Origin of the sequence: Enterobacter sp. CPE_E863, from assembly GCF_046521465.1 — a bacterium.
Taxonomy (GTDB): Bacteria; Pseudomonadota; Gammaproteobacteria; order Enterobacterales; family Enterobacteriaceae; genus Enterobacter; species Enterobacter adelaidei.
Window position 1 is genome coordinate 3,318,915 of record NZ_JBKFZX010000001.1, and the last position, 24,078, is coordinate 3,342,992.

At 56.1% G+C, this 24,078-nt stretch carries 21 protein-coding genes; 2 read left to right on the forward strand and 19 right to left on the reverse strand.

Features of this window, described 5'->3' with window-relative positions; all coding sequences use genetic code 11:
• Positions 1 to 65 precede the first annotated feature (65 nt).
• From ispG to ACLHV8_RS16395, 6 genes are all read right to left on the reverse strand, one after another.
• Entirely contained in the window at positions 66 to 1,184 is a 1,119-nt protein-coding gene (gene ispG, locus ACLHV8_RS16370; RefSeq protein ID WP_208594784.1) for a flavodoxin-dependent (E)-4-hydroxy-3-methylbut-2-enyl-diphosphate synthase, read from the reverse strand.
• 26 nt (positions 1,185 to 1,210) lie between these two features.
• Positions 1,211 to 2,227, reverse strand: a complete 1,017-nt coding sequence (gene rodZ / locus ACLHV8_RS16375; protein ID WP_208594783.1) for a cytoskeleton protein RodZ — start codon at positions 2,225 to 2,227, stop codon at positions 1,211 to 1,213.
• Between the two features lie 293 nt (positions 2,228 to 2,520).
• Positions 2,521 to 3,687: a bifunctional tRNA (adenosine(37)-C2)-methyltransferase TrmG/ribosomal RNA large subunit methyltransferase RlmN gene (locus ACLHV8_RS16380; RefSeq protein WP_014832896.1), complete on the reverse strand. Its 1,167-nt coding sequence runs from the start codon at positions 3,685 to 3,687 to the stop codon at positions 2,521 to 2,523.
• A 169-nt stretch (positions 3,688 to 3,856) separates the two neighbouring features.
• The gene (gene ndk / locus ACLHV8_RS16385; protein ID WP_003860625.1) at positions 3,857 to 4,288 is read right to left on the reverse strand and encodes a nucleoside-diphosphate kinase; all 432 of its coding nucleotides are present in this window, start codon (positions 4,286 to 4,288) and stop codon (positions 3,857 to 3,859) included.
• 156 nt (positions 4,289 to 4,444) lie between these two features.
• Positions 4,445 to 6,769, reverse strand: a complete 2,325-nt coding sequence (gene pbpC, locus ACLHV8_RS16390) for a peptidoglycan glycosyltransferase PbpC (RefSeq protein WP_208594789.1) — start codon at positions 6,767 to 6,769, stop codon at positions 4,445 to 4,447.
• A 1-nt stretch (position 6,770) separates the two neighbouring features.
• Positions 6,771 to 11,723 (reverse strand): alpha-2-macroglobulin family protein, encoded by a 4,953-nt coding sequence (locus ACLHV8_RS16395; RefSeq protein ID WP_208594782.1) that lies wholly within the window; start codon positions 11,721 to 11,723, stop codon positions 6,771 to 6,773.
• A gap of 193 nt (positions 11,724 to 11,916) precedes the next feature.
• On the opposite strand from ACLHV8_RS16395, the gene sseA reads away from it, so the two are divergent.
• Positions 11,917 to 12,765, forward strand: a complete 849-nt coding sequence (gene sseA, locus ACLHV8_RS16400; protein ID WP_208594781.1) for a 3-mercaptopyruvate sulfurtransferase — start codon at positions 11,917 to 11,919, stop codon at positions 12,763 to 12,765.
• A gap of 31 nt (positions 12,766 to 12,796) precedes the next feature.
• On the opposite strand, the gene sseB is transcribed toward sseA, so the two are convergent.
• The 11 genes from sseB to trmJ form a co-directional block, all read right to left on the reverse strand.
• The gene (gene sseB / locus ACLHV8_RS16405) at positions 12,797 to 13,573 is read right to left on the reverse strand and encodes an enhanced serine sensitivity protein SseB (protein WP_028016087.1); all 777 of its coding nucleotides are present in this window, start codon (positions 13,571 to 13,573) and stop codon (positions 12,797 to 12,799) included.
• Between the two features lie 5 nt (positions 13,574 to 13,578).
• Positions 13,579 to 14,865, reverse strand: a complete 1,287-nt coding sequence (pepB, locus tag ACLHV8_RS16410; protein ID WP_028016086.1) for an aminopeptidase PepB — start codon at positions 14,863 to 14,865, stop codon at positions 13,579 to 13,581.
• A gap of 53 nt (positions 14,866 to 14,918) precedes the next feature.
• Positions 14,919 to 15,119, reverse strand: a complete 201-nt coding sequence (gene iscX / locus ACLHV8_RS16415) for a Fe-S cluster assembly protein IscX (protein ID WP_003860650.1) — start codon at positions 15,117 to 15,119, stop codon at positions 14,919 to 14,921.
• 1 nt (position 15,120) lies between these two features.
• Positions 15,121 to 15,456, reverse strand: coding sequence for an ISC system 2Fe-2S type ferredoxin (gene fdx / locus ACLHV8_RS16420; protein WP_014071345.1), 336 nt, complete (start codon positions 15,454 to 15,456; stop codon positions 15,121 to 15,123).
• A 1-nt stretch (position 15,457) separates the two neighbouring features.
• Positions 15,458 to 17,308 carry a Fe-S protein assembly chaperone HscA gene (hscA, locus tag ACLHV8_RS16425; protein ID WP_208594780.1) on the reverse strand — a complete coding sequence of 617 codons (1,851 nt, stop codon included), beginning with the start codon at positions 17,306 to 17,308 and terminating at the stop codon, positions 15,458 to 15,460.
• 14 nt (positions 17,309 to 17,322) lie between these two features.
• Entirely contained in the window at positions 17,323 to 17,838 is a 516-nt protein-coding gene (hscB, locus tag ACLHV8_RS16430) for a co-chaperone HscB (protein WP_028016084.1), read from the reverse strand.
• An 80-nt stretch (positions 17,839 to 17,918) separates the two neighbouring features.
• A complete protein-coding gene (iscA, locus tag ACLHV8_RS16435) occupies positions 17,919 to 18,242 on the reverse strand; it encodes an iron-sulfur cluster assembly protein IscA (protein ID WP_003860659.1) in 324 nt (107 codons plus the stop codon).
• Between the two features lie 13 nt (positions 18,243 to 18,255).
• Entirely contained in the window at positions 18,256 to 18,642 is a 387-nt protein-coding gene (iscU, locus tag ACLHV8_RS16440) for a Fe-S cluster assembly scaffold IscU (RefSeq protein WP_003860661.1), read from the reverse strand.
• Positions 18,643 to 18,666: 24 nt separating this feature from the next.
• Positions 18,667 to 19,881, reverse strand: coding sequence for a cysteine desulfurase (gene iscS / locus ACLHV8_RS16445; RefSeq protein WP_008502157.1), 1,215 nt, complete (start codon positions 19,879 to 19,881; stop codon positions 18,667 to 18,669).
• 119 nt (positions 19,882 to 20,000) lie between these two features.
• Positions 20,001 to 20,492, reverse strand: coding sequence for a Fe-S cluster assembly transcriptional regulator IscR (gene iscR / locus ACLHV8_RS16450; protein WP_008502158.1), 492 nt, complete (start codon positions 20,490 to 20,492; stop codon positions 20,001 to 20,003).
• A 215-nt stretch (positions 20,493 to 20,707) separates the two neighbouring features.
• Positions 20,708 to 21,436, reverse strand: a complete 729-nt coding sequence (trmJ, locus tag ACLHV8_RS16455) for a tRNA (cytosine(32)/uridine(32)-2'-O)-methyltransferase TrmJ (protein WP_108090912.1) — start codon at positions 21,434 to 21,436, stop codon at positions 20,708 to 20,710.
• Positions 21,437 to 21,567: 131 nt separating this feature from the next.
• Here trmJ and suhB point away from each other — a divergent pair, with 131 nt between their 5' ends.
• The gene (gene suhB / locus ACLHV8_RS16460; protein WP_013098296.1) at positions 21,568 to 22,371 is read left to right on the forward strand and encodes an inositol-1-monophosphatase; all 804 of its coding nucleotides are present in this window, start codon (positions 21,568 to 21,570) and stop codon (positions 22,369 to 22,371) included.
• 40 nt (positions 22,372 to 22,411) lie between these two features.
• Here the strand turns inward: suhB and ACLHV8_RS16465 are convergent, their stop codons facing one another.
• Positions 22,412 to 23,392 carry a nickel/cobalt transporter gene (locus ACLHV8_RS16465; RefSeq protein WP_208594779.1) on the reverse strand — a complete coding sequence of 327 codons (981 nt, stop codon included), beginning with the start codon at positions 23,390 to 23,392 and terminating at the stop codon, positions 22,412 to 22,414.
• Positions 23,383 to 24,021, reverse strand: a complete 639-nt coding sequence (locus tag ACLHV8_RS16470) for a DUF1007 family protein (protein WP_108090914.1) — start codon at positions 24,019 to 24,021, stop codon at positions 23,383 to 23,385. Before ACLHV8_RS16470 ends, ACLHV8_RS16465 begins: the two co-directional genes overlap by 10 nt.
• Between the last annotated feature and the right edge of the window lie 57 nt (positions 24,022 to 24,078).

Below are 24,078 nucleotides of genomic sequence, written 5' to 3' on the forward strand. Positions count from 1 at the left end.
ATATACAAAAAAAACCCAAAGAATGGGTTCAATCATACATGGGAAGCTCGCGGCTTCCCATCACGTTATTTTTCAACCTGCTGAACGCTGATACGCTGTGTCTCGTCCATCATGGCCGCTTTGGCACGGATGCGGGCTTCAAGCTGGTCGATCATGTCGCTATTATCCAGACGATCTTTACGAACGCCATCTTCATAGAGACCACTTTTCTTGTTACCGCCGGTCACGCCCAGAGTTGACACCAGCGCTTCACCCGGACCGTTCACCACACAGCCGATGATAGAGACGTCCATCGGGGTAATGATGTCTTCCAGACGCTGTTCCAGAGCATTCACCGTACCGATCACATCAAACTCCTGACGTGAACAGGTTGGGCAGGCAATGAAGTTGATCCCACGTGCGCGAATACGCAGCGACTTCAGGATATCGAATCCGACCTTGATCTCTTCGACCGGATCGGCCGCCAGAGAGACGCGCAAGGTGTCACCGATCCCTTCGGAGAGCAGCAGCCCCAGACCGATCGCGGATTTTACCGAACCGCTACGCAGACCGCCTGCTTCGGTGATCCCGAGGTGCAGAGGCTGGTCGATCTGTTTTGCCAGCAGGCGGTAAGACTCCACCGCAAGGAATACATCGGACGCTTTTACACTGACTTTGAACTGATCGAAGTTAAGACGATCGAGATGATCGACGTGACGCATCGCGGATTCGAGCAACGCCTGTGGCGTAGGCTCACCGTACTTTTCCTGCAGATCTTTTTCCAGGGAACCGGCATTGACGCCGATACGGATAGGAATATTTTTATCGCGGGCGCAGTCCACTACCATGCGGATACGCTCTTCGTTACCGATATTGCCCGGGTTAATACGCAGGCAATCGACGCCGTATCCGGCCACTTTCAGGGCAATGCGGTAGTCGAAGTGGATATCAGCCACCAGCGGAACGCTGACCTGCTGTTTGATCAGTTTGAACGCCTCAGCGGCATCCATGGTCGGGACGGAGACGCGAACAATGTCCGCGCCCACACGTTCTAATGCTTTGATTTGATTGACCGTCGCTTCCACATCGGTGGTGCGCGTGTTGGTCATCGACTGAACGGCGATAGGTGCCCCATCGCCGATTGGCACATTCCCAACGTAAATCCGTTTCGATTTTCTACGTTGAATCGGAGCCTGGTTATGCATGAAAAATCTCCCGCGTTGCCCGTCTGTTACTGTGCTGCTGATTGTTCGGCATTAACGGTAAGACGTGCAACCTGGTTAGTTCTGATAAAGCGGCTCAGGTCGACAGGTTTTCCTTGATACTGGATCTGTACCGCTGCCGGAGCGCCGATTTTAAGTTTATAAGGAGCCTGGCCGGTTAGGTTTAACGTGCCATCTTTACGCTGCAGGCCGCTGAACAGTTTTTTACCTGTTGCGTCAGTCACTTCCAGCCAGCAGTCGGCGTTAAAGTTCATCACCAGCGCATTCGGATCGGCGGCTGCCGTGGCGGTGCCTGCCGGATTGGTTGGCAGAGAGGCTGCGGTATTGTCCGCAGGCTGAGTGGCCGCTGGCGCGTTCGCCGCCGTATCAACATTAGCCTGAGAAGGGGAAACCACCGCGTTTTGATCCTGAGCCTGAGGCGCAGCGGTGTTCGCCGTTGCTGCCGGGGCCTGCGCTGCACCGGTCGCCGACGCGTCTGGCGCTACGGTCTGTGGCTCGCTGGAGGACGCTGCGCCGTCGGTATTCAGCGGCACGCTCTGGCCGTTCTCACTTCCGGCCTGGTTGAGTTCGGCGGAGGATTGATCGGCCATGGTGGTGATCTCTTCCTGCTGCGCCTTGTGGTTTTGCCACCACCATGCCCCGGTCAGACCGATCACCACAAACAGCACCAGCCAGGTAAAGCTCATCAGCCAGCCATCACGTTTTTTACGACGTTTCCCCAGGGAGAAGGTCTGCATCGGCGCAACTTTCGCTGCACGTACCGGTGCCTGCTTCTCCATCATCGGCAGTAATTCGTTTTCGGGGATGTGCACCAGTTTTGCGTAAGAGCGGATATAACCGCGCAAGAACGTTGAAGCCAGATCGGCAGGCGCCTTATCTTCTTCAATATCGCGAACCGTGGAAACCTTCAGGCACAAGCGTTCTGCTACGGCTTGCTGGCTGAGTCCGAGTTGTTCACGGGCGTTGCGAAGACGAACGCCAGTGGAGAGTGCTTCATGTTGGTCGTGAGTGGCTTCAGTATTCATTCGCTACAACTACTGGTACGTGAAAAATAAGGGTTCAGGTGCCGGTGAGTCACAATGCCACCCGCACCGCGAAACTTCTGGTCAGTTAACCGTGAACAGACAGTATAAGACTGTCAGCCCGGAGATGACAGTACAGCCCTGCCCGTACGGCTAAACTGTTGTTACGTCGTTACATACTGCCCGAAAGTCGAATGAAACGCACCGTAATTATTAATCAGTCTTCACGAATCTGACTGATTATTCAGTAAGATTATGCTTCACGGCGCAAATAATGCGCCGTGAGTGCATAATAATCAAACAGCTTTGACCGCGATCGTCTCGCCCTGCATGCGTTTACGCAGGGTGCGTTTGGTACGGTCAATGACATCACCTGCCAGCTGTCCGCATGCGGCATCAATGTCATCACCACGGGTTTTACGCACGATGGTGGTGAAACCATACTCCATCAGCACTTTGGAGAAGCGATCGATACGGCTGTTCGAGCTACGTCCATAAGGTGCGCCCGGGAACGGGTTCCATGGAATCAGGTTGATTTTGCATGGCGTATCTTTCAGCAGTTCAGCCAGCTGATGCGCATGTTCGGTACCGTCGTTAACATGGTCAAGCATCACGTACTCGATAGTGACACGGCCCTGGTTCGCGTTAGATTTCTCCAGGTAACGACGCACGGCGGCGAGGAAGGTTTCGATATTGTACTTTTTGTTGATCGGCACAATTTCGTCACGGATTTCATCGTTTGGTGCGTGCAGGGAGATTGCCAGCGCAACGTCAATCATGTCGCCGAGCTTGTCCAGGGCAGGCACAACGCCCGAGGTCGACAGCGTTACGCGACGCTTGGACAGACCAAAGCCAAAGTCATCCAGCATGATTTCCATCGCCGGAACGACGTTGGTCAAGTTCAGCAGTGGCTCACCCATGCCCATCATCACCACGTTGGTAATGGGACGCGTACCTGTCACTTTTGCTGCGCCCACAATTTTTGCGGCACGCCAGACCTGGCCGATAATTTCAGAGACACGCAGGTTACGGTTAAAACCTTGCTGCGCGGTAGAGCAGAATTTGCACTCCAGCGCACAGCCTACCTGAGAGGAGACACACAGCGTGGCGCGGTCTTCTTCCGGGATGTAGACGGTTTCAACGCGTTGATCGCCTACGGCAATCGCCCATTTGATGGTGCCGTCAGAAGAACGCTGCTCTTCCACCACTTCTGGCGCACGGATCTCTGCAACTTCTTTGAGCTTATTACGCAGGACCTTGTTGATGTCAGTCATGTCATCAAAATTGTCGCTGCAGTAATGGTACATCCATTTCATCACCTGATCGGCACGAAACGGCTTCTCACCCATCTCTTTAAAGAACTCGCGCATCTGCTGACGGTTCAGATCCAGCAGGTTGATTTTTCCATTTTTATTTGGAACCGCAGGCGTGGCGACTTCGGAGGTATTCACTAATTCAGACATAATATTTTCCGGCCTCGTTGTTACACGTTATGGCCCATGGAGGGTTGAATAGAAACGCCCCGGAAAGCAGTCTGCTCGTCCGGGGCGTTGCATTGTACAAACTCTGACGCAGGGATGCCACGTCTGGACGCGGCATTTACGAAAATAATGTGTAAACGAAACCGTTAAATTAACGGGTACGTGGACACACTTCGCCTTCTGCGAAGAAGAAAGCGATTTCGCGGGCAGCAGATTCAACAGAGTCAGAACCGTGAGTACCGTTCTCGGTGAAGCTGTCAGCGTAGTCGGCGCGCAGGGTACCTGCCAGCGCGTTATCCGGGTTGGTTGCACCCAGCAGGTCACGGTGACGCTGTACTGCGTTTTCGCCTTCCAGTACGGATACAACGATCGGACCAGAGGTCATGAACTCAACCAGGCCGTCAAAGAATGGGCGACCTTCGTGCTCAGCGTAGAAACCGCGAGCCTGTTCAACGGTCAGGTGCAGCATTTTAGTGCCAACAATCTTAAAACCTGCTGATTCAAAGCGAGCGAAGATGCTGCCAATAACGTTTTTTGCCACCGCGTTTGGTTTGATGATGGAAAAAGTACGTTCAATAGCCATGATAACCTCTGTCAATGTTCTGTTGTTTTGCATACCTGAGTATGGTGTGGCGCGGATTATAATGAGCAATAGCGCCATTGCCTATGGATTCAGGTAACATTTTTTTAAAATAAGACGAGTTTTAGCAACAGCTCACATCTGAAAGCTGTTTTCGGATTACTGCAGCGTAAAATTCACCGCCGCGACCTGCCCACTCTCATCCATAACGAGTAACTGATAATCACCCGATTTATCAAGCTGTAATGTGTAAACTCTTCCTTTCACACTCAGCGGTTCGCCGTTCAAAAACCACCAGCGCTCGCCGCTATTGCCGGTCACCTGAAGCGGCAGCGAAACGCGGGATTCCCCCGGCAGACGTTTGATAACGGCCCCCTCACGCACGCCGGTCAACATAAGCGGAGCAGGTGCATCCTGCGACAACGGCGGACACGTTGCTGAAGAGGGAGGAACCCGGACCGCACGACGCTCTGTGGCAGGCAGCCATGGCTCAAGCGGCAACGGCCAGACATCCAGCACTTTCTCAGTAGCATCAGGGCAGTCTGCCGCAACGCGTTTGCCGGTTTTATCCAGCCAAACCGGGAAACGAATGCCGCGTATACCTTCCTGTTCCGGTAAAAGCAGCGTGGGGGGGTCACTCCCGTCAAGTAACCACGTCGCAAGACGACGTCGGCAGTTTTCACTGCCCTCCGGCAACGACTGACCACCAGGCCAGCAGATCACACCCCGCCCGACACTTGCCGGACGCGGATCGCGCGGCAGACGGGCTTCGTCTACCGTTGAGCGGGACTGAAGCAAGTTATTCACCTGATTTAACAGCGGCACGGCACTGGCAAAACCAAACTGCCCCGCCACGGGCGTGCCGTCCGGCCGTCCGGTCCAGATACCTATCACGTAACGGGCATTCAGACCAATGGCCCAGGCATCACGGTAGCCGTAGCTGGTACCTGTTTTCCACGCCAGCGGCGCGATTTGCGGTAGCGCATTATCCGGCAGCGGCTGGGCCTCGTTGGCCAGAATACGGCGGATAATCCACGCCGAGCCTGGTGACAATAACGGACGTTCAATCAGCGGATCGCCTGGCTGTAAACGCAATCGCCCCGCTTTACCGTGTCGGGCAAAGGCGCTGTAGGCTGCCGTAATGTCCGCCAGTCGTGCGCCGGCACCTCCCAGTATCAGCGAAAGGTTTGGCTGAGCGCCCGCAGGCAGTATAAGCGGCAAGCCTGCGTTGCTCAGCATCCCGGCAAACCGTTTTGGCCCATACGCTTCAAGCACCTGTACCGCAGGCAGGTTGAGGGAGCGCACCAGCGCTTCACTCATGCTGACCGGTCCGTGGAACCCACTGTCAAAATTCCCCGGGCGATAATCACCGGTTTTTCTTGGAACGTCCTGAAGCAACGACGCGGGATGGATCAGGCCATCGTCCAGCGCCATACCGTAGATAAAGGGCTTCAATACCGATCCCGGGGATCGGATCGCATTGACCATATCCACATGGCTGAAACGACTGTCATCGTTGATATCCACCGATCCCACCCAGCCGCGCACTTTCATATCGGTATGATCGACCACGATCATCGCCAGCGAGCTGCGTGCAGGCAGGCGGGATTTCCAGTTCATCGCCAGCTCTTCGAGCTGCCGTTGCAGCCCGCCATCGAGAGTGGTGACAATTTTCGTGTCGCGACTTTTACTGAGCATCATCCGTGCAAAGAGTGGCGCCAGCTGCGGCATCTGTCGTGGTGCCAGCCATACCGCTTCTTCACGGGATTCTTTGACCTGTTTTGCAGACCAGACACCTTGCGTCGCCATCCTGTCGAGCACTTTATTGCGCGCCGCTTCGGCCCGTTCAGGCCAGCGGTCCGGGCGTAAACGACTCGGAGCCTGAGGGAGCACCGCCAGCAGCGCCGCATCGGAATAGCTGAGCTGCGACGGCGGTTTGCCGAGATAGGTCCAGCTTGCGGCTCCCACCCCCTGCAACGTGCCGCCAAACGGGGCGCGGTTGAGATAGAGCGTGAGGATCTCGCGTTTGGAAAGATGCCATTCCAGCTGCATCGCCCGCCAGAGTTGACGAATTTTGCCGCCAAAGGTACGCGGATGTGGATCCAGCAGGCGCGCCACCTGCATGGTGAGCGTGCTGCCGCCAGAGACAACCTTTCCGGAAGAGAGATCCTGCCAGGCCGCACGAAGAACAGAGAAAGGGTTCACGCCAGGATGATCCCAGAACCAGCGATCTTCATACTGGATCAGGGCCTCAAGATAACGGGGAGAGACCTCTTCAATCGTCACAGGGTAGCGCCAGATCCCGTCGCTGTCGGCAAAACGCCAGAGCGGCGTCCCCTTTTCATCCACCACAACCCGCGCAGGGTTGACCTCTTTCAGAGGCAACGGCCACAGGCGGTCAGCAACGAAGATCAGCCCCCATAAAACGAGAAGCGCTCCCGCCAGCCAAAGCCAGCGGGAGCGTATCAAAGGTGCCATCAGCATATTACGGAACAACAATCAGCGGGCCACTGGCCGCACCCGTTGCCCGCCACTGCGGAACATACATGGATTCAACCATCGGAACCGGCACCTGGTAGGTTCCCGGCGTGACCGCACGGGCCAGGTAGACCAGCGTCACCGGCTGTCCTTCATTGACAGGAACTGCCGCCACGAAGCGATCGTCACGGAACTCCATATGCTGAATATCGGCCTGCTGCATCTGACTGAGCAAGTTCTGCACTTCGCTACCGCTATCCTGCAGGCTGGCGCTACTGCTCGCCAGGTTCTGGTTTTCCAGTTCCAGCCCAGCCGGGAGCAGATCGACAACCAGCGCGTCAGGCACGTTCTGACTGGCCTTGACTTCGAGCCACACCAGCACCAGCTCCCCGCTCCTCAGCTCAGAAAGAGACTTCGTGCTGCCGTCTGTTGCCAGAATATGGCGTTCAACCTGCAATACGTTAGAGGCTGGCTGAGGCGCGTATTCCGGATAACCCGTACTGTCCAGGCGCACCCACAGCGGTGTCGTACCGGTATTGGTCACCTGCAGTGCGCCAAGCTGATCGCCATTCACATTTTGGATCAGCGATTTATCCCCACCTGAAGCGGTATCAGACAACGATGTTTTCGCCTGCCATGCCCCTGACAAGGTTTGCAGCGAACGTCCGGCCAGGAAAAGAGCATTACTCTCCTGAGTGGACAACCAGCGCTGGCTGAAGGCTTGTTCAGACAAGGCGTTCAACAGCGTATTTTGCGCATCCGGCAGCAGCTTGTACTCCTCCAGGAGGGAGAGCATCAGTGCGTTATCACGCAGGACGCTACCATAATCGGCCATCCAGGTTTTACTGTCGTTACGCGGTGTTTTGAGTGCCAGATCCAGCGCCTGCTGGCTGCGCGGAGCATCACCCATCAGTTTAAGTGCCATACCCAGTTGCATCAGCGGTAGCCCGGAAGCCGCTTGCCCGTGGCGCTCCCAGATCTCACGCAGCGCACCCAGTGGCGCTTTTTGCTGACGCGCCAGCACCAGTGCAGCGTAAGCCTGTACGGCGAACTTGCTGGCCTGAGTATCGTCGCTATAGCGAATGGACATCATGCCCGGATCCTGCAGATAACGCAGCAGGCGGCTATTGGCGTTATTCACCGCATCGACAGGTACGCTGTAACCCTGCTCGCCCGCGCGCACCAGGAAGTCAGTAACGTAGGCGGTCAGCCAGTACTCTTCCGGGCCATTTTTATCCCAAAGAGCGAAACCGCCGTCCTCACGCTGCATCTGCAGCAGACGGGAGATACCGATATCAATGGCCGCACGGCGTTTGTCGTCCGTATCACCTTTGATGCCAAGCGCGGTGAGTTGCGCCGCATTGGTGTAGAGCGACGGGAACAGACCGCTGGCAGTTTGTTCCAGACAGCCATACGGATAAGCCTGCAGCTCGCGAATATAACGCGCCAGATTGAGCGGCGGTTTGCCGCTCAGTAACAGTTGCCCCTGCAGGGTCGCAGGAGAGAAACCATTGATGTGCTGCGCAGGTGCCGTCCAGGACTCACCAGGGTTCAGCATAGCCCCCGTATTCACCGTCTGGGCCGGGAACGCCGGACGCACGCCGATTTTCCAGCTCTTCTGCTGCGGTGCGAAAGTCTCGCCCGGAAGCTGCAGGCCGGTAACCTGCGCGGTCACTTCACCGTCGCCATAACCGTCCAGTGCACGTACGGGAATAAACAGCGTACTGCGTGCGCCAGGAGATAACTGAACCGGCTGCGGCTGTGCGCCTTCAAGCGACAGTTTACCGGTCGCGGTCAGGGCGATGTTCAGCGTCTGCGGCTTGTCAGTCAGGTTGGTGAGATCCAGCGTCAGCCGCGAGGTGTCTCCACTTGCCAGGAAGCGTGGGGTATTCAGCTCGGTAATGACCGGCGCGGCGACAATGACTTTGCTTTCGCTGCTGCCGAAATCATCTTCCGTCCAGGCCTGCGCCATCAGGCGCAGCTCACCGTTGAAATCGCCAATCGGCAGCGTAACGGTACCTTCCCCGTTGGCATCAAGCGTAACCGGCTGAGCCTGCTGGGCGATAATGGTGACGTGGTTCACCGGCGGTTTGCCGCCACGCTTGAGTTCATCTCCGTCACCACCAAAACGCAGCGCGGCCATACGGCCCTGACCTTCAATGACCTGGCCGTAGATATCATAGATATCTGCGCCATAACGCTTCTGACCGAAGAAGGCTTGCCACGGATCCGGCGTGACGTAATCGGTAATGTTCAGCACCCCGCTGTCCACCGCCGAAAGCAACACGTTCACTTTCTGCGGAGCCGCACCCTCTTTCACGCTGGCTTTCACCTTCACAGAGAGCGTCTGGTTCGGACGCATCTTCTGCGGGTTGTCCAGGGCAATGTTCAGACGGCGATTTTCGTCGCCCATCGGCAGGTGCAGCAGACCCACCGCACGTTTTGGCGTAGCGGATTTGGATTTGTCCCCGGGGCGTACCACCAGTGTGCTGAGATAGAGATCGTGGCGTTTCCAGGCCTTATCCACCGGAATAGAGAGATCCAGCCCGTTTGCCGGTACGTCGATCTCTTTCCACCACAGCGGACCTTCGCTGGATTCGATCATCGCATAGCCTTTGCCTGCGGCCGGCGCAGCAATATGCAGTTGAATCGTATCCCCTGGCTGATAAGACGGCTTATCCAGCTTCAACGTCACGCGATCAGGACGCGCAGCGCCCGTGCCGTCGCTGTTATCCTGCCAGCTGTAGCCCGCCCAGAAGCGCACGCTGCTAACCATCTCATCCGGTGCTTTAACTTCAAGACGGTATGAGCCCCACTCTACCGGGAAGGTAACTTTGCCGGTTTCATCGGCCTTAAGACTCAGTTCTTGCTCACCTTCGATCAGATCTTTTTGATCAAACTGCGACTGCCAGCCTTCGCTTTCTGACCAGTTCCAGTAATAGTCCCGGCGCTCGCGGATCAGGCGAACCTGTAATCCGGAAACGGCCTTTTTCGCCCCGCTGGCATCGGCATAGACAATGTCAAAGCTGGCGTTGCCATTTTCATCGACAATTGGCTGGTTAACTGTCGTATCGGTACGGTAGTCATAAACGGCTTTGCTGGCGAACTGAGGACGGATCCCCGGCAGATCAGCCGCCGGCCAGATGGCCTGCTCAGCACGGCGCGTTACCGGACGACCGCCCGACTCCAGCAGGCTGGCCTGCAGAATCAATTGCAGAGGAGAGTGCACCTCTTTCCACTGGCTTTCGGTGGAAACCTGCCCACGCCCCTTATCATCGAGAGTCAGCTGAACTTCATCCAGGCTGCGGCTCAGGTTCTCCTCGGCAATATCACCAAACTGGAAGCCCGGCAGCGCAGCCACTGCCTCACGCAGCGGACGCAGGAAAAGCTGGCCCTGCAGGGAATTACCGTTGGCTGGCGCACCGTACAGGTAATAGCCGACCACGTTAAAGTCGACGTTATCCTGCGGTGAAACCGGTGTTTTTTGTCCGGTCAGATTGAGCGCCATACGCTCTGGCATAAAATCTTCAACGTGGAAATCCCACAGACGCTGCAGGTTATCCCCCGTGTTGGCACGGACATGCCACATGCCGGTCTGCGCCCCGCTGTCCAGCTGATAGTTAAAGCGATAGAGGCCATTCTCTGGCTGGACGACGATTGTGCGTGCTACCTGCCCGTCCGGACGCAGCACGTCAAGTTTCACGGGCTGATCGGGAAGTGGTTTACCATCACTGTCACGTAACAAACCGTTAAGGATCACCGTTTCGCCAGGGCGGTAGAGATCGCGCGGGCCAAACATAAAGAACTGCTTGCTGTAACCCGGCGCCCCTGCAATATCAAACTCCGCCAGATCGAGGGCCGGTAACTTAAGGTCAAGCAGCGTCGTTTGCCCGTCTTTACTGGCAAGGATCAGCGCGGCCTCTTTGTCGGTCTCAAGCTTTGCATGACCATCGCCATCGCTGTTCGCTTCGGCAAGCGTCTGCCCTTTATCGTTCAACAGGGTGACGGTCACACCGGACTGCGCCGCACCGTTTTCCAGGCTCTGGGTGAAGATATCCAGACGATTATGATAACGGTGAGCGGACAGCCCAATGTCGCTTAAGGTAAAGAGAGTCGCGGCGTTACTGTAGTTATAGTGCCCCGCCTGGTTCATCACCGCGATATAAACCCCAGACTGCTGAAGCGGCTTAATATCTTTCAGCGGCAACAGTAATTTTTCGCGCGTATTGCGCGCCGGGTTGAGGTCAAAACGCCCGGTGTATACCAGATCCGCCATCTTCAGCAGATTGTCAGATTCCCAGTTTGTCAGCGAATTACGGTATTCCCACTGACTGACAAACGAGGCCAACGATTCCGGCTTCACGCGGTAGAAATTAACGTCCACATTGTTGACGTTGAGCGCCATCACCGGCAGACCTTCCACCACCTTGCCCGGCAGCAGTGAGCCCCGGCTGGCGAAACCGACCGTCGGTTCAACATCCCGGGTGGTCAGCGCTTTTTCATAATCAATTCCGAATGTCGCTTTGTTCAGCGCCTGCAGGCCACGTTCAACGGTAACGACCAGATTGCGATTGGGCTCCAGATGGCGCAGACGCAGCTCTTTCAGGTTCGGCGCAAGTTCCCACGCCCCGTCAACCTTGCCACTTTTCTTATCCACAACATGCACTGTTTTCGCGAAATCCTGATCGGGATTCAGCGGGACAGAGAAGGTCAGCACCAGTGTTGATGCGCCATCGAGCTGCACTTCAGAAGCATCCAGCAGAGTTAGCGCTTTACCCTGACTCTGTGCCGCAAGTTTGGCCAGTTTTTCAGCATCGGGCTTTTCCGCCGCTTTTGGTGTTGTGGCTGTGGATGCTGCGGGAGCCGCAGCCTGAGATTTATCGTCGCTGTTATCACAGCCGACAAGCGTAAACGTGGTAAGCAGCGCAAGAGAGAGCGCGGCTAAGCGAAACGGTTTCATCCTTTGTCCCTGGCCCATGGAGCCTGTTGGTCGTCGTCCGGATAAGTATTATCCGCAAGTTTCACTAATTCAAAAAGTCCAATTTGAGAATCCGTAAAATTAAGGGGTGGCTCGCGACTTGAACGCAGTTTGCTTGTCGACGTCAGAAAAAACACCGACAATTCTTTTTTACGGAAAAGAATGGAGGCACCCCATGACTACCTCATATTTTGTCGCCGCCGACTGGCTCATTGAGCACAGCGATGACCCGGAAGTCCAGATTATCGATGCGCGAATGGCCCCTGCCGGGCAGGAACATCTCCGCGATATGGTCGCGGAATACCGCGCAGGCCACCTGCCTGGTGCGGTATATTTTGATATTGAAGCCCTCTCCGATCACACCACTCCCCTGCCACACATGCTGCCACGTGCGGAAGCCTTTTCTGTGGCGATGCGCGAGCTGGGCATCAACCAGGACAAGCATCTGGTTGTCTACGATGAGGGCAACCTCTTCTCCGCGCCGCGCGCGTGGTGGATGCTGAAAAACTTCGGCGTCGAAAAGGTCTCGATTCTGGCAGGTGGTCTGGCTGGCTGGAAGCGCGATGAACTGCCGCTGCAACAGGGTGAAGTCACGCAGGCGGAAGGCGATTTCGATGCGACGTTTGCCCCACACGTGGTGAAACGCCTGACCGATGTACTGGTGGTTAGCCATGAAAAAACGGCACAAATCGTCGATGCCCGCCCAGCTCCGCGTTTCAATGCCGAAGCGGATGAGCCGCGTCCAGGGCTGAAGCGCGGTCACATCCCGGGCGCACTGAATGTACCGTGGGGCGATCTGGTATTTGAAGGCGAACTGAAAACCACAGACGAACTTCGCGCTATTTTTGAGAGTCAGGGTGTGGATTTACACCGTCCGATTATTGCCAGCTGCGGCTCCGGCGTAACGGCTTGCGTGGTGATCCTGGCGCTCGCCACGCTCGGTGTAAACGACGTGACGCTCTATGACGGCGCCTGGAGCGAATGGGGAGCCCGAGACGATCTGCCGGTTGAACCCACCAGATAAACTCACGGGGTGAATATTCACCCCGAAAAGTTTATATGATCCGCGTGGTTTTGAGATCGCGCAGGAAACCGCCCCAGCGACGCTCATAGAACGGGGTGATATGCTCAGTAATAAAGTGGCTGATGCCCTTCTCTCCGTTCTTCACCTGGCAAATATCAATCGGCTCATCACCCGGCAGCGTATCGGTGGCCACGCTGCCCGCCGCCTGAATGATCTCGTCGATATCACCATCAGCTTCAATACCGATCAGCAACACCGGCTGTTCGTCTGCATGCTCTTTAATTGAACAGAGGAACGCGCGTCTTACCGGTTTCAGGGTTTTGAACAACGTGGTCAGCGAATCGATCATCTGCGCAGGCGGTTCCGCCACTTCAGACAACAGCAGCGTTTCGCCCCCTTCCAGTACCTCTTGCGTGCTGAGCGGGTTACCCTCTTCGCCAATCAGATGGCTGATTTCACGCGGGGTGAACTCTTTTCCGGTCGGCAGCTTCGCGTTGAGGAACAGCGTCTGGCCGAGCGTCATTTCAAACAGGGTACGTACCGGCATCACCACGAACGCCTGTTCGTCTTCAACGGCTTGCTGCAACGCTTCCAGTGAGGTGAAGAACGGGATCACCGAAGTGCCGTCGTCTTTCTCCCAGTGCAGCAGATCCAGCGCGCTGTCTTCTACGACCTGCTCACCTTCCGCGGCGGTACCCGGCACCCAGACGGTGGATTCCAGCAGCGTGCGGAAAAATGCCGGACGATGGGCAGGCTCGGTTGCCGCCTGCTCCAGCAGGGTTTCTAATTCGTTTTTGGTTTCGGACATAACAATTACTCAGCCGTAAGCAGGTTCGCCACGGTACGCACACCCAGACCCGTTGCGCCCGCAGACCACTGCTCAACCGCCGCTTTACGGTACGTTGCAGAGCAGTCGATGTGCAGCCAACCTTCCTGGTAGTTCTCAACAAAGTGAGACAGGAAACCGGCTGCGGTGCTCGCACCCGCCGGGTACGCCGCGCTTGCGGTGTTGTTCAGTTCAGCAAAGTTGGACGGCAACTGGTTACGGTGGAACTCGGCCAGCGGCAGACGCCAGAACGGCTCGTTCTCAGCGGCAGCACTTGCCAGCAGGCGCGCGGCCAGTTTGTCGTCGAAGCTGAACAGCGCATGGTAGTCGTTACCCAGCGCGGTTTTCGCTGCGCCGGTCAGGGTCGCCATGTCGATGATCAGTTCTGGTTTTTGGGCAGAGGCGTCGATCAGGCCATCGGCCAGCACCAGACGGCCTTCGGCGTCGGTGTTCATCACTTCAACGTTTTTGCCGTTGCGGTAGCGAATAATATCGCCCAGCTTGAAGGCATTGCCGCTCACCATGTTGTCAGCACAGCACAGGTAGAGCTTCACACGCTTGTTCAGACCACGGGTGATAGCAAACGCCAGCGCGCCGGTAATGGTGGCCGCGCCGCCCATATCGGACTTCATGGAATCCATGAACGCGCTCTGCTTCAGGCTGTAGCCACCGCTATCGAAAGTGATGCCTTTCCCGACCAGGCAAGCAAAGACTGGTGCTTCTTTATCGCCGGTTGGGTTGTAATCCAGAGCCAGCAGCACTGGAGGACGCTCAGAACCACGTCCTACAGTATGGATGCCCATGTAGTTCTGCTCGCGCAGATCTTCACCTTTGGTGATGCGGTAAGACATTTTGTCGCCCGCCACACCACACAGCAGGTCAACAGCACGTTGTGCCAGCTGTTCCGGGCCCAGCTCTTCTGCCGGGGCATTGATGGTGTCGCGCACCCAGTCGATAATGGTCAGACGGCTTTCCAGCTCTTTCTGCCCCGCGGCATCAAGGTTCGCCCACTCAATTTTGCGGGTGCCTTTCGGCCCTTTGTAGCCCGCCCAGAACGCCCAGCTGCGGTCGGTGTCCCAGCCTTCGCCGTCGAGGGTGACATGCTTAATGCCCAGACCATCCACTTTGCGCGCCGCGCGCTGGATCAGGCCCAAATCATCTTTGCCCGTCAGGTGCAGGGTAATACCGTCGTTGTTGATGCTGTACGTGGCTTTTTCTCCCCAGCGTGCGTCTGCAGGCTGTGTGGAGAGCGTAATCTTCATCGCTTCGGTCATTTTATTTATCCTTATTAGCAAACGGGCCGCCTGAAGGCAGCCCGTAAGGTGATTTATTCTGCTTCATCTAACCAGACTAACAGAATCGCCTCCAGAATTTTTTCATTGGATGCGTTTGGATCGTCGTCAAAATCCTCTAAATCGCAGATCCACTGGTGCATGTCGGTGAATCGTACGGTTTTCGGATCGAGATCCGGGTTCGCGTCGTAGAGCGCTTCGCCGATTTCACGGCTGTCTGTCCACTTCAGTCCCATATTAATGCTCGCGTGCGTGGTTGATGGTGTAGCGTGGGAATTCCACGACCAGATCTTCATCGGTCACCAGCGCCTGGCAGCTTAAGCGGCTGTCTGGCTCCAGACCCCATGCTTTATCCAGCATGTCGTCTTCGTCTTCGGTGCTCTCGGCGAGAGAGTCAAAACCTTCACGCACGACGCAGTGGCAGGTAGTGCAGGCACAGGATTTTTCACAGGCGTGTTCCACTTCGATACCGTTACGCAGGGCAACATCGAGAATGGTTTCACCGGTCTTCGCTTCCAGAACAGCACCATCCGGACAGAGGTCCGCATGAGGCAAAATAACAATCTTTGGCATATTAAACCTCGTCCACGGACTGGCCTTTCAGCGCGACGCGGACAGATTTGTCCATGCGGCGAGCAGCAAAGTCCTGTGTTTGTTTATCAACGTTGTTAATGGCTTCTTCTATTGCATCAGCGTCATCGCCTTGCGCTACGGCACTTAAGTGTGCGGCAGCGTCGTCAATGACCTGGCGCTCAGCGGCGCTTAACAGCGCGGCATCGGCAGCGAGCGCGCCGTTCAGGCTTTCCAGCACGCGTGCGGCTTCAACTTTTTGTTCAGCCAGCATACGCGCCTTCACATCCTGCTCAGCGTAACTCATTGAATCCTGAATCATGGAGGCGATTTCGCCATCGGTCAGACCATAGGATGGTTTCACCTGAATAGATGATTCAACACCGGTGGATTTTTCCATCGCAGTGACGCTCAGCAGGCCGTCCGCATCCACCTGGAAGGTGACGCGAATATGCGCCCCGCCCGCAGGCAGCGCCGGGATACCACGCAGCGCAAAGCGTGCCAGAGAACGGCAGTCCTGCACCAGTTCGCGTTCGCCCTGCATCACGTGGATGGACATCGCGGTCTGACCGTCTTTAAAGGTGGTGAACTCCTGCGCGCGCGCCACCGGAATGGTGGTGTTACGCGGGATCACTTTCTCCACCAGGCCGCCCATGGTTTCTAAACCCAGCGACAGAGGGATGACGTCCAGCAGCAGCATTTCGCTGTCCGGCTTGTTGCCAACCAGAATATCGGCCTGGATAGCGGCGCCCACGGCAACCACTTTGTCCGGGTCGATGGAGGTCAGCGGCGTGCGGCCAAAGAACTCGCCCACGCGCTCGCGCACCAGCGGCACACGGGTTGAACCACCCACCATGACCACTTCCAGCACTTCTTCAGCCTCAACACCGGCATCTTTCAGTGCGCGGCGACAGGCCAGCAGGGTACGTTTCACCAGCAGAGCAATCAGATCGCTGAACTGGTCGCGGGAGATGTCACCCTGCCAGCCTGCTACATTCACGGTGACTGACTGTGCATCACTCAGCGCAATTTTTGCCTCGATGGCCGCATCCAGCAGTTCACGCTGTACGCGAGCATCGCTGCGATCGCTGATGCCTGCCTGCTCGCGAATAAAATCGGCCAGCAGATGGTCGAAGTCATCGCCGCCCAGTGCGGAATCCCCGCCGGTTGCCAGCACTTCGAACACGCCACGGCTTAAGCGCAGGATCGAGATATCAAAGGTACCGCCACCGAGATCGTAAACCGCAATCACCCCTTCCTGACCGGAGTCGAGGCCGTAGGCAATTGCCGCTGCCGTCGGTTCGTTCAGCAGGCGCAGCACATGCAGGCCCGCCAGACGCGCGGCGTCTTTGGTGCCCTGACGCTGAGCATCGTCAAAGTAGGCCGGTACGGTGATCACCACGCCGTCTAAATCGCCGCCGAGCGTCGCCGTCGCGCGCGCCGCCAGCGCTTTCAGGATATCAGCAGAAACACGGATCGGGTTCAGCAGACCGGCCGCGGTCGCGATCATCGGCAGGCCGTTTTCACTGGCCTGGAGCTGATACGGCAGATGCAGGTAACGGGTCTGAATATCGGCCAGCGAGCGGCCCATCATGCGCTTTACAGAGCTGATAGTATTGGCCGGATCGCGCGCGGCATTGGCGCGGGCGTCATAGCCAACCACGTGACCCTGCTGCAGGTAGTGGACCACGGAAGGCAGCAGATGGCGGCCCTGCTCGTCAGCCAGCGTTTCCGCCTGGCCGCTACGCACGGTCGCCACGAGAGAATTGGTGGTGCCCAGATCAATACCCACCGCCAGACGACGCTGGTGCGGTGCGGCACTTAAGCCAGGCTCACTAATTTGTAATAAGGCCATAATTGCTTCCGAAATTAAAAATCGAGCAGCTTTTCTTCGAGTTGTTCAGCACTGCTTCGCAGTTTATCGAGAAAACGGAGTTTGCGCACAGTATCTGCCGCCACGTCCCAGGTCTCGTTGTTCAGTTGCTCCACCATCTGCTGATGGCGGGTATCGAACATGCCCTTCACGCGCTTAATGAAGCTTTCCAGACGCGCTTCGTCTTTGGCCTGTTCAATCTCATCCAGCTCTTCACGCAGCTCCAGCTGTTCCATCAAAAACGCCGTGTCGCGCACGGTATGCTGTTCGCTCGCCAGATCGAAACCGTGGAGCGAGAGCAGATACTCTGCACGCGTTAGCGGATGGCGCAGCGTCTGCCAGGCCTGGTTGATGGTCGCGGATTGCGATACCGCAGCTAATTGCTCTGACTGAGTACCACTGGCAAATTTGTCCGGATGGTACTGCCGCTGCAAATCCTGAAAACGGATCGTCAACGCCTGGAGATCAATCGGATATTGAGCGGGTAGTCCGAAGAGAGTGAAGTAATCCATAACAATCTCAGGGGTAGCCTGTTAGAACAAACCCCACGCGTAGCGAGTAACGCCACGGTGGGGTTTCGGATGACGCGCGGTTAAACGTGGAAGCTTTCGCCGCAACCACACTCGTCTTTGACGTTCGGGTTCGTGAATTTGAACCCTTCGTTCAGGCCTTCTTTTACAAAGTCCAGCTGAGTGCCGTTGAGGAATTGCAGGCTTTTGCCATCGACCACCACCTTCACGCCCTTGTCTTCAAACACGGTGTCATCGGACGCCGGTTCATCAACAAACTCCAGTACGTAAGCCATACCAGAACAGCCGGAGGTACGTACGCCCAGTCGCAGGCCAAAGCCTTTACCACGGTTCGCCAGAAAAGAGCTTACTCGCGCGGCAGCGCTGTCGCTAAGGGTAATCGACATACTCAAACCTCAATTATTTTGCTTCACGTTTGCTTTTGTAATCCGCAATGGCGGCTTTGATCGCGTCTTCTGCCAGGATAGAACAGTGAATTTTCACTGGTGGCAGTTCGAGTTCTTCAGCAATATCCGTGTTCTTAATTGCCTGTGCTTCGTCCAGAGACTTACCCTTCACCCATTCAGTGACCAGGGAGCTGGAGGCAATAGCAGAACCGCAGCCGTAGGTCTTGAAGCGCGCGTCTTCAATGATACCTTCATTGTTGACTTTAATCTGCAACTTCATCACGTCGCCACATGCTGGCGCGCCAACCATACCGCTACCAACGCTTTCGTCGCTGTTGTCAAAAGAGCCAACGTTGCGCGGGTTCTCGTAATGATCAATAACTTTTTCGCTGTATGCCATGATTGAATTCTCCTTATGTACCGATTAGTGATGTGACCATTCAATGCTGTTCAGATCCACGCCCTGCTTGAACATTTCCCACAGTGGAGAAAGGTCGCGCAGACGGCCGATGGAGTTGCGAACCAGCTTGATGGTGTAGTCAATCTCTTCTTCGGTAGTGAAACGACCTAAAGAGAAACGGATAGAGCTGTGTGCCAGCTCGTCAGTCATCCCCAGCGCGCGCAGCACGTAGGATGGCTCCAGGCTTGCAGAAGTACAGGCAGAACCGGAAGAAACCGCCAGGTCTTTCAGCGCCATGATCAGCGATTCACCTTCAACGTAGTTGAAGCTGACGTTGAGAATGTTAGGTGCGCCCTGCTCGAGATCGCCGTTCAGATATACTTCTTCCATATCTTTCACGCCGTCCCACAGACGGTTACGCAGCGTGCGCAGGCGTGCCATCTCGGTTTCCATCTCTTCTTTTGCAATGCGGTACGCTTCGCCCATGCCCACGATCTGGTGAACAGGCAGCGTACCAGAACGCATACCGCGTTCGTGACCGCCACCGTGCATCTGTGCTTCGATGCGGATACGTGGTTTACGACGAACGTACAGTGCGCCGATACCTTTCGGGCCGTAGATTTTGTGGCCGGAGAAGGACATCAGGTCAACTTTCAGCTGGCTCAGGTCGATAGGCAGTTTGCCCACGCTCTGGGTCGCATCAACGTGGTAGATGATACCGCGCGCACGGCACATTTCGCCGATGGTCGCGATATCCTGCACTACGCCGATTTCGTTGTTCACGTGCATGATGGAGACCAGAATGGTGTCATCACGCATGGCCGCTTCGAGCTCTTTCAGGTCGATGATACCGTTGCTCTGTGGCGCCAGGTAAGTGACTTCGTACCCTTCACGCTCCAGCTGGCGGCAGGTATCCAGCACGGCTTTGTGTTCGGTTTTGCTGGTGATGATGTGCTTGCCTTTTTTCTGATAAAAGTTGGCTGCACCTTTGATCGCCAGGTTGTCGGATTCGGTCGCACCGGAGGTGAAAACAATCTCACGCGGGTCGGCACCCACCAGGTCAGCAATCTGATTACGGGCGATATCCACCGCCTCTTCAGCATGCCAGCCAAAACGGTGTGAACGGGAAGCTGGGTTACCAAAGTTTCCGTCCAGGGTCAGACACTGCATCATTTTCTCGGCAACACGCGGGTCCACCGGCGTGGTTGCGGAGTAATCGAGATAAATCGGTAATTTCATTGCTCTTTAAACTCCGTACATCGCTTCAATGCAAGGAATCAGGCAACCGGCTGGATGTACGACCGAGTACACGGGGCGAGTCCTCGCCCCGGCCTGATTCTGAAATACTTATCTTTTTATTACGCGCGTAACTTAACGTCGATAGCGTCCTGCGCGCGGGTGCTGCGTTGTGAATCATGGCTGTGCTGACGACCAGAGACATCCAGAACTTCCTGGTTATTCACCAGCTCACCGAGGGTGATGTTGTTCAGGAAGCCGGTCAGACGATCGCTCAGATCGCGCCACAGCGCGTGGGTCAGGCACTTATCGCCGCCCTGGCAGCCGCCTTTACCCTGGCAACGGGTCGCGTCAACGGATTCGTCAACTGCGCTAATCACTTCACCAACTGCAATACTGCCCGCGTCTTTACCCAGCAGATAGCCGCCGCCTGGGCCACGAACGCTGGAAACCAGTCCATTTTTACGCAGTCTGGAGAACAGCTGTTCCAGATAAGAGAGGGAGATCCCTTGTCGTTCAGAAATATCAGCCAACGGAACCGGGCCCGCTTCGGAGTTGAGCGCAACGTCCAGCATCGCGGTCACGGCATAACGCCCTTTAGATGTCAGTCTCATGTCTTACTTAACCTCAAACTCGCCCCTGCCCGGGGTTTTTTATAGTAAAATGGGGTATTGCATAGCAGGGCCAAGTCTGACATTCCTGACTAAAATGGTCAACTATTTACTTGACTGTTTTAGTCAGGTATTTAACCTTCTGTGCCGTTTTTTGTGGGGTGCGGTCTGATGCCAGCACCCCAGCCCTCTCTCACGGGGAGAGGGGGAAACCGACACTACGCTTTATTCTTTTGCTCAATCGACGCCAGAATTCCGCGCAGGATGTTCAGCTCCTGGCTTTCCGGACGCGCGCGGGTGAACAGACGGCGCAGCTTGTTCATCACCTGGCCTGGATGGCCCTCGCGGATAAAGCCGGTTGAGAGCAGCGTCTGCTCCAGATGACCGTAGAAGCGCTCCAGATCGTCCACCAGCGGATAGGCGGCCTCTTCCTGAGTCTCAGTACGCTCATTTTCCTGCGTTGCCAGCCAGGCCATACGTACTTCGTAGGCGATAACCTGTACCGCCATCGCCAGGTTCAGGGAGCTGTACTCCGGGTTCGCGGCAATCGCGACATGGTAATGGCATTTTTGCAGTTCGTCGTTGGTCAGGCCAACGCGCTCGCGGCCAAAGACCAGCGCAACGGGCGCCTGCTCAGCTTCAGCCACGCTTTTCAGACCGCATTCGCGCGGATCAAGCATTGGCCACGGCAGCGTACGCGAACGCGCGCTGGTACCTACAACGAGGCTGCAGCCAGCCAGCGCTTCGTCAAGGGTATCGACGATCTGGGCATTGCCGATGACGTCGCTGGCACCGGCCGCCAGGGCAATAGCCTGCGAGTCAGGTTTCACCAGCGGGTTAACCAGCCAGAGATTCGTTAAGCCCATGGTTTTCATAGCGCGGGCAACCGAGCCCATATTGCCGGTATGCGATGTTTCAACCAGCACGATTCGAATGTTTTGCAGCATAGTTTTTAATGTCTGAATTCAGCGTCTGAAGAATATTCCGCCATATTATCATAAACGGGAGACAGATTCCGATCCCGCTGCTATACTCTGCGCCGATTTTCCTGTTCTTTAACATCCAGTGAGAGAGACCGATGCATCCGATGCTGACCATCGCCGTGCGCGCAGCGCGCAAGGCGGGTAATGTAATTGCCAAACACTACGAAACGCCAGACTCCGTAGAAACCAGCCAGAAAGGCAGCAATGATTTCGTGACTAACGTCGATAAAGCCGCAGAAGCGATTATTATCGAAACGATCCGCAAATCTTACCCGCAGCACACCATCATCACCGAAGAAAGCGGTGAACATGAAGGTACCGATCAGGATGTTCAATGGGTTATCGATCCACTGGATGGCACCACCAACTTCGTCAAACGCCTGCCACACTTCTCTGTGTCTATCGCAGTACGCATTAAAGGCCGTACTGAAGTCGCCGTTGTGTACGATCCAATGCGTAACGAACTGTTCACCGCGACCCGCGGTCAGGGCGCACAGCTGAACGGCTATCGTCTGCGCTGCAGCAATGCACGCGATCTGGACGGCACCATTCTGGCGACCGGCTTCCCGTTCAAAGCCAAACAGCACGCAACCACCTATATGAACATCCTGGGCAAACTGTTCACCGAATGCGCGGACTTCCGTCGCACCGGTTCTGCTGCGCTGGATCTGGCTTATGTTGCGACCGGCCGTGTTGACGGTTACTTCGAACTGGCACTGAAGCCGTGGGACTTTGCTGCGGGCGAGCTGATCGCGCGTGAAGCAGGCGCACTGGTGTGTGATTTCACCGGCGGCCATAACTACATGTCTACCGGTAACATCGTTGCGGGTAATCCACGCGTTGTTAAAGCCATGCTGGCAAACATGCGTGATGAACTGAGTGACGCGCTGAAGCGTTAACGCCGAAAATTCCCTCTCCCTGTGGGAGAGGGAATAACAACTAAAATGGCCGCAATCCCCTTCCTACCGGCACCGCACTCACCCACATCGTCACCGCAGCCATCAGCAAAATCACCCCGCCTGCCAGCGCGAGCGTTGTCCAGCCGACTTGTCGCCATAGCACCGGCGCATTATTGCCACTGAGTTTTACCGCCAGTTGACGAAAACTGTGAACCAGCAGAGCCAGCGACGAAATGGTCAAAGAGGTTCCCGCTGCCATCGCCAGCGCGGACAGCATGCCCCAGCCAAACACGCCAATCACTTTACTGAACAGCAGCACCATGATGGCCCCCGAGCACGGGCGCATGCCCATAGAGAGGACGATCATCAGACGCGCTCGCCAGTCATCCCCACTCTGCAACTGCGCCTGTGTCGGCAGGTGTTGATGCCCACAGCCGCAGTGAGCATCGTGAATATGATGGGGAGTAAAGGCTTTGAACTTCGGCTTTCGCAGTAACACGCGCAATTTTTTCAGCGCACGCCAGCAAAGAATCAGCCCCAGCACGCCCACCAGCGCGTAGCTGCCCTTCTCCAGCCAGAAGCTGCTCATATGCAGCTGGCGCGCCGGAAGCTGTAACAGCGAAAGTACCACCACGACCAGCACAATCGCCACGCCGCCCTGAAGCAGCGAGGAGGCCAGCGTCAGGCCGATGCTCGATTTCAGCTTTGACGGATGAGTGGTGAGCCAGGTGGTGATGACGATTTTGCCATGCCCTGGCCCCAGCGCATGTAATACGCCATAGACAAAACTGAACGCCAGCAGGGAGCCGCCCGCTTTGGTCGGATTCTCCGCCACCGCCTTCAGCAGTCCACTCATCTGCTGGTTGACTTCACGCTGCCAGATAATGCTTTTCATCATGACCTGTGGCCAGGCCTGCCATAGCCACAGCGCGCCGCAAACCGCTAACAGCAAAAAGAGTGCCAGCGGCCAGAGATGCAACCAGCGGCGCGGCTTCCGAACCTGTGAAGAGATCACTGACATTGCAATGTCACCTCCTGCGCGAACTGTTTACCCAACTCCATGTCTTCAGGCGGGGCATCTTCCTTATCGAGAGAAACCGCAAAGTTAAGCGTTTCTTCGCTGGGCTTTGGGGTATGAACGGAAATCTTGCAGGTTTTTTGTAATGATGCCGGAAGCTGCACATCGCTATCCCCGGCATAACTCATGTCGACATAGTAGGTCGGGTCAAAGGTCGAAAACGTGTATTTTTGCCCTGCCAGCGGCTGCGGATGTGCCAGCGGAAGCACAAACGTCAGCACCGCCTGATGCCCCTCGCGCGTCATACCGTACTCCGTGGGACGGTTCAGAAATTTGACCTTTTGCCCGTTGTGCCAGAATTCGGTGAAATAGTGCTGACCCAGCACGTTGGCCATCACTTCCGCCGCCAGCTTTTTCCAGATCTCATCGCCGGGTTTGGCATTTCCTGCATCATACAGCAGGTCAGCCGAGGTGATTTCATCCATCGTCCAGCGCATTTTCAGTCCACTTAGCTGAGCGCCATCGGTGACCAGTTCGGTTTTCAGGTCGATAAAGCTGTGAGGGTGTGCGCTGGCGGTGAAGGTGATAACCGCAAAAAATAGCGCCATCGCGCATTGTTTAACTGTTTGCATCAATTCCTCACGTCAAAAATTCTGTGATGTTCTCCAGCAATCCTGAATGAAAGGGCT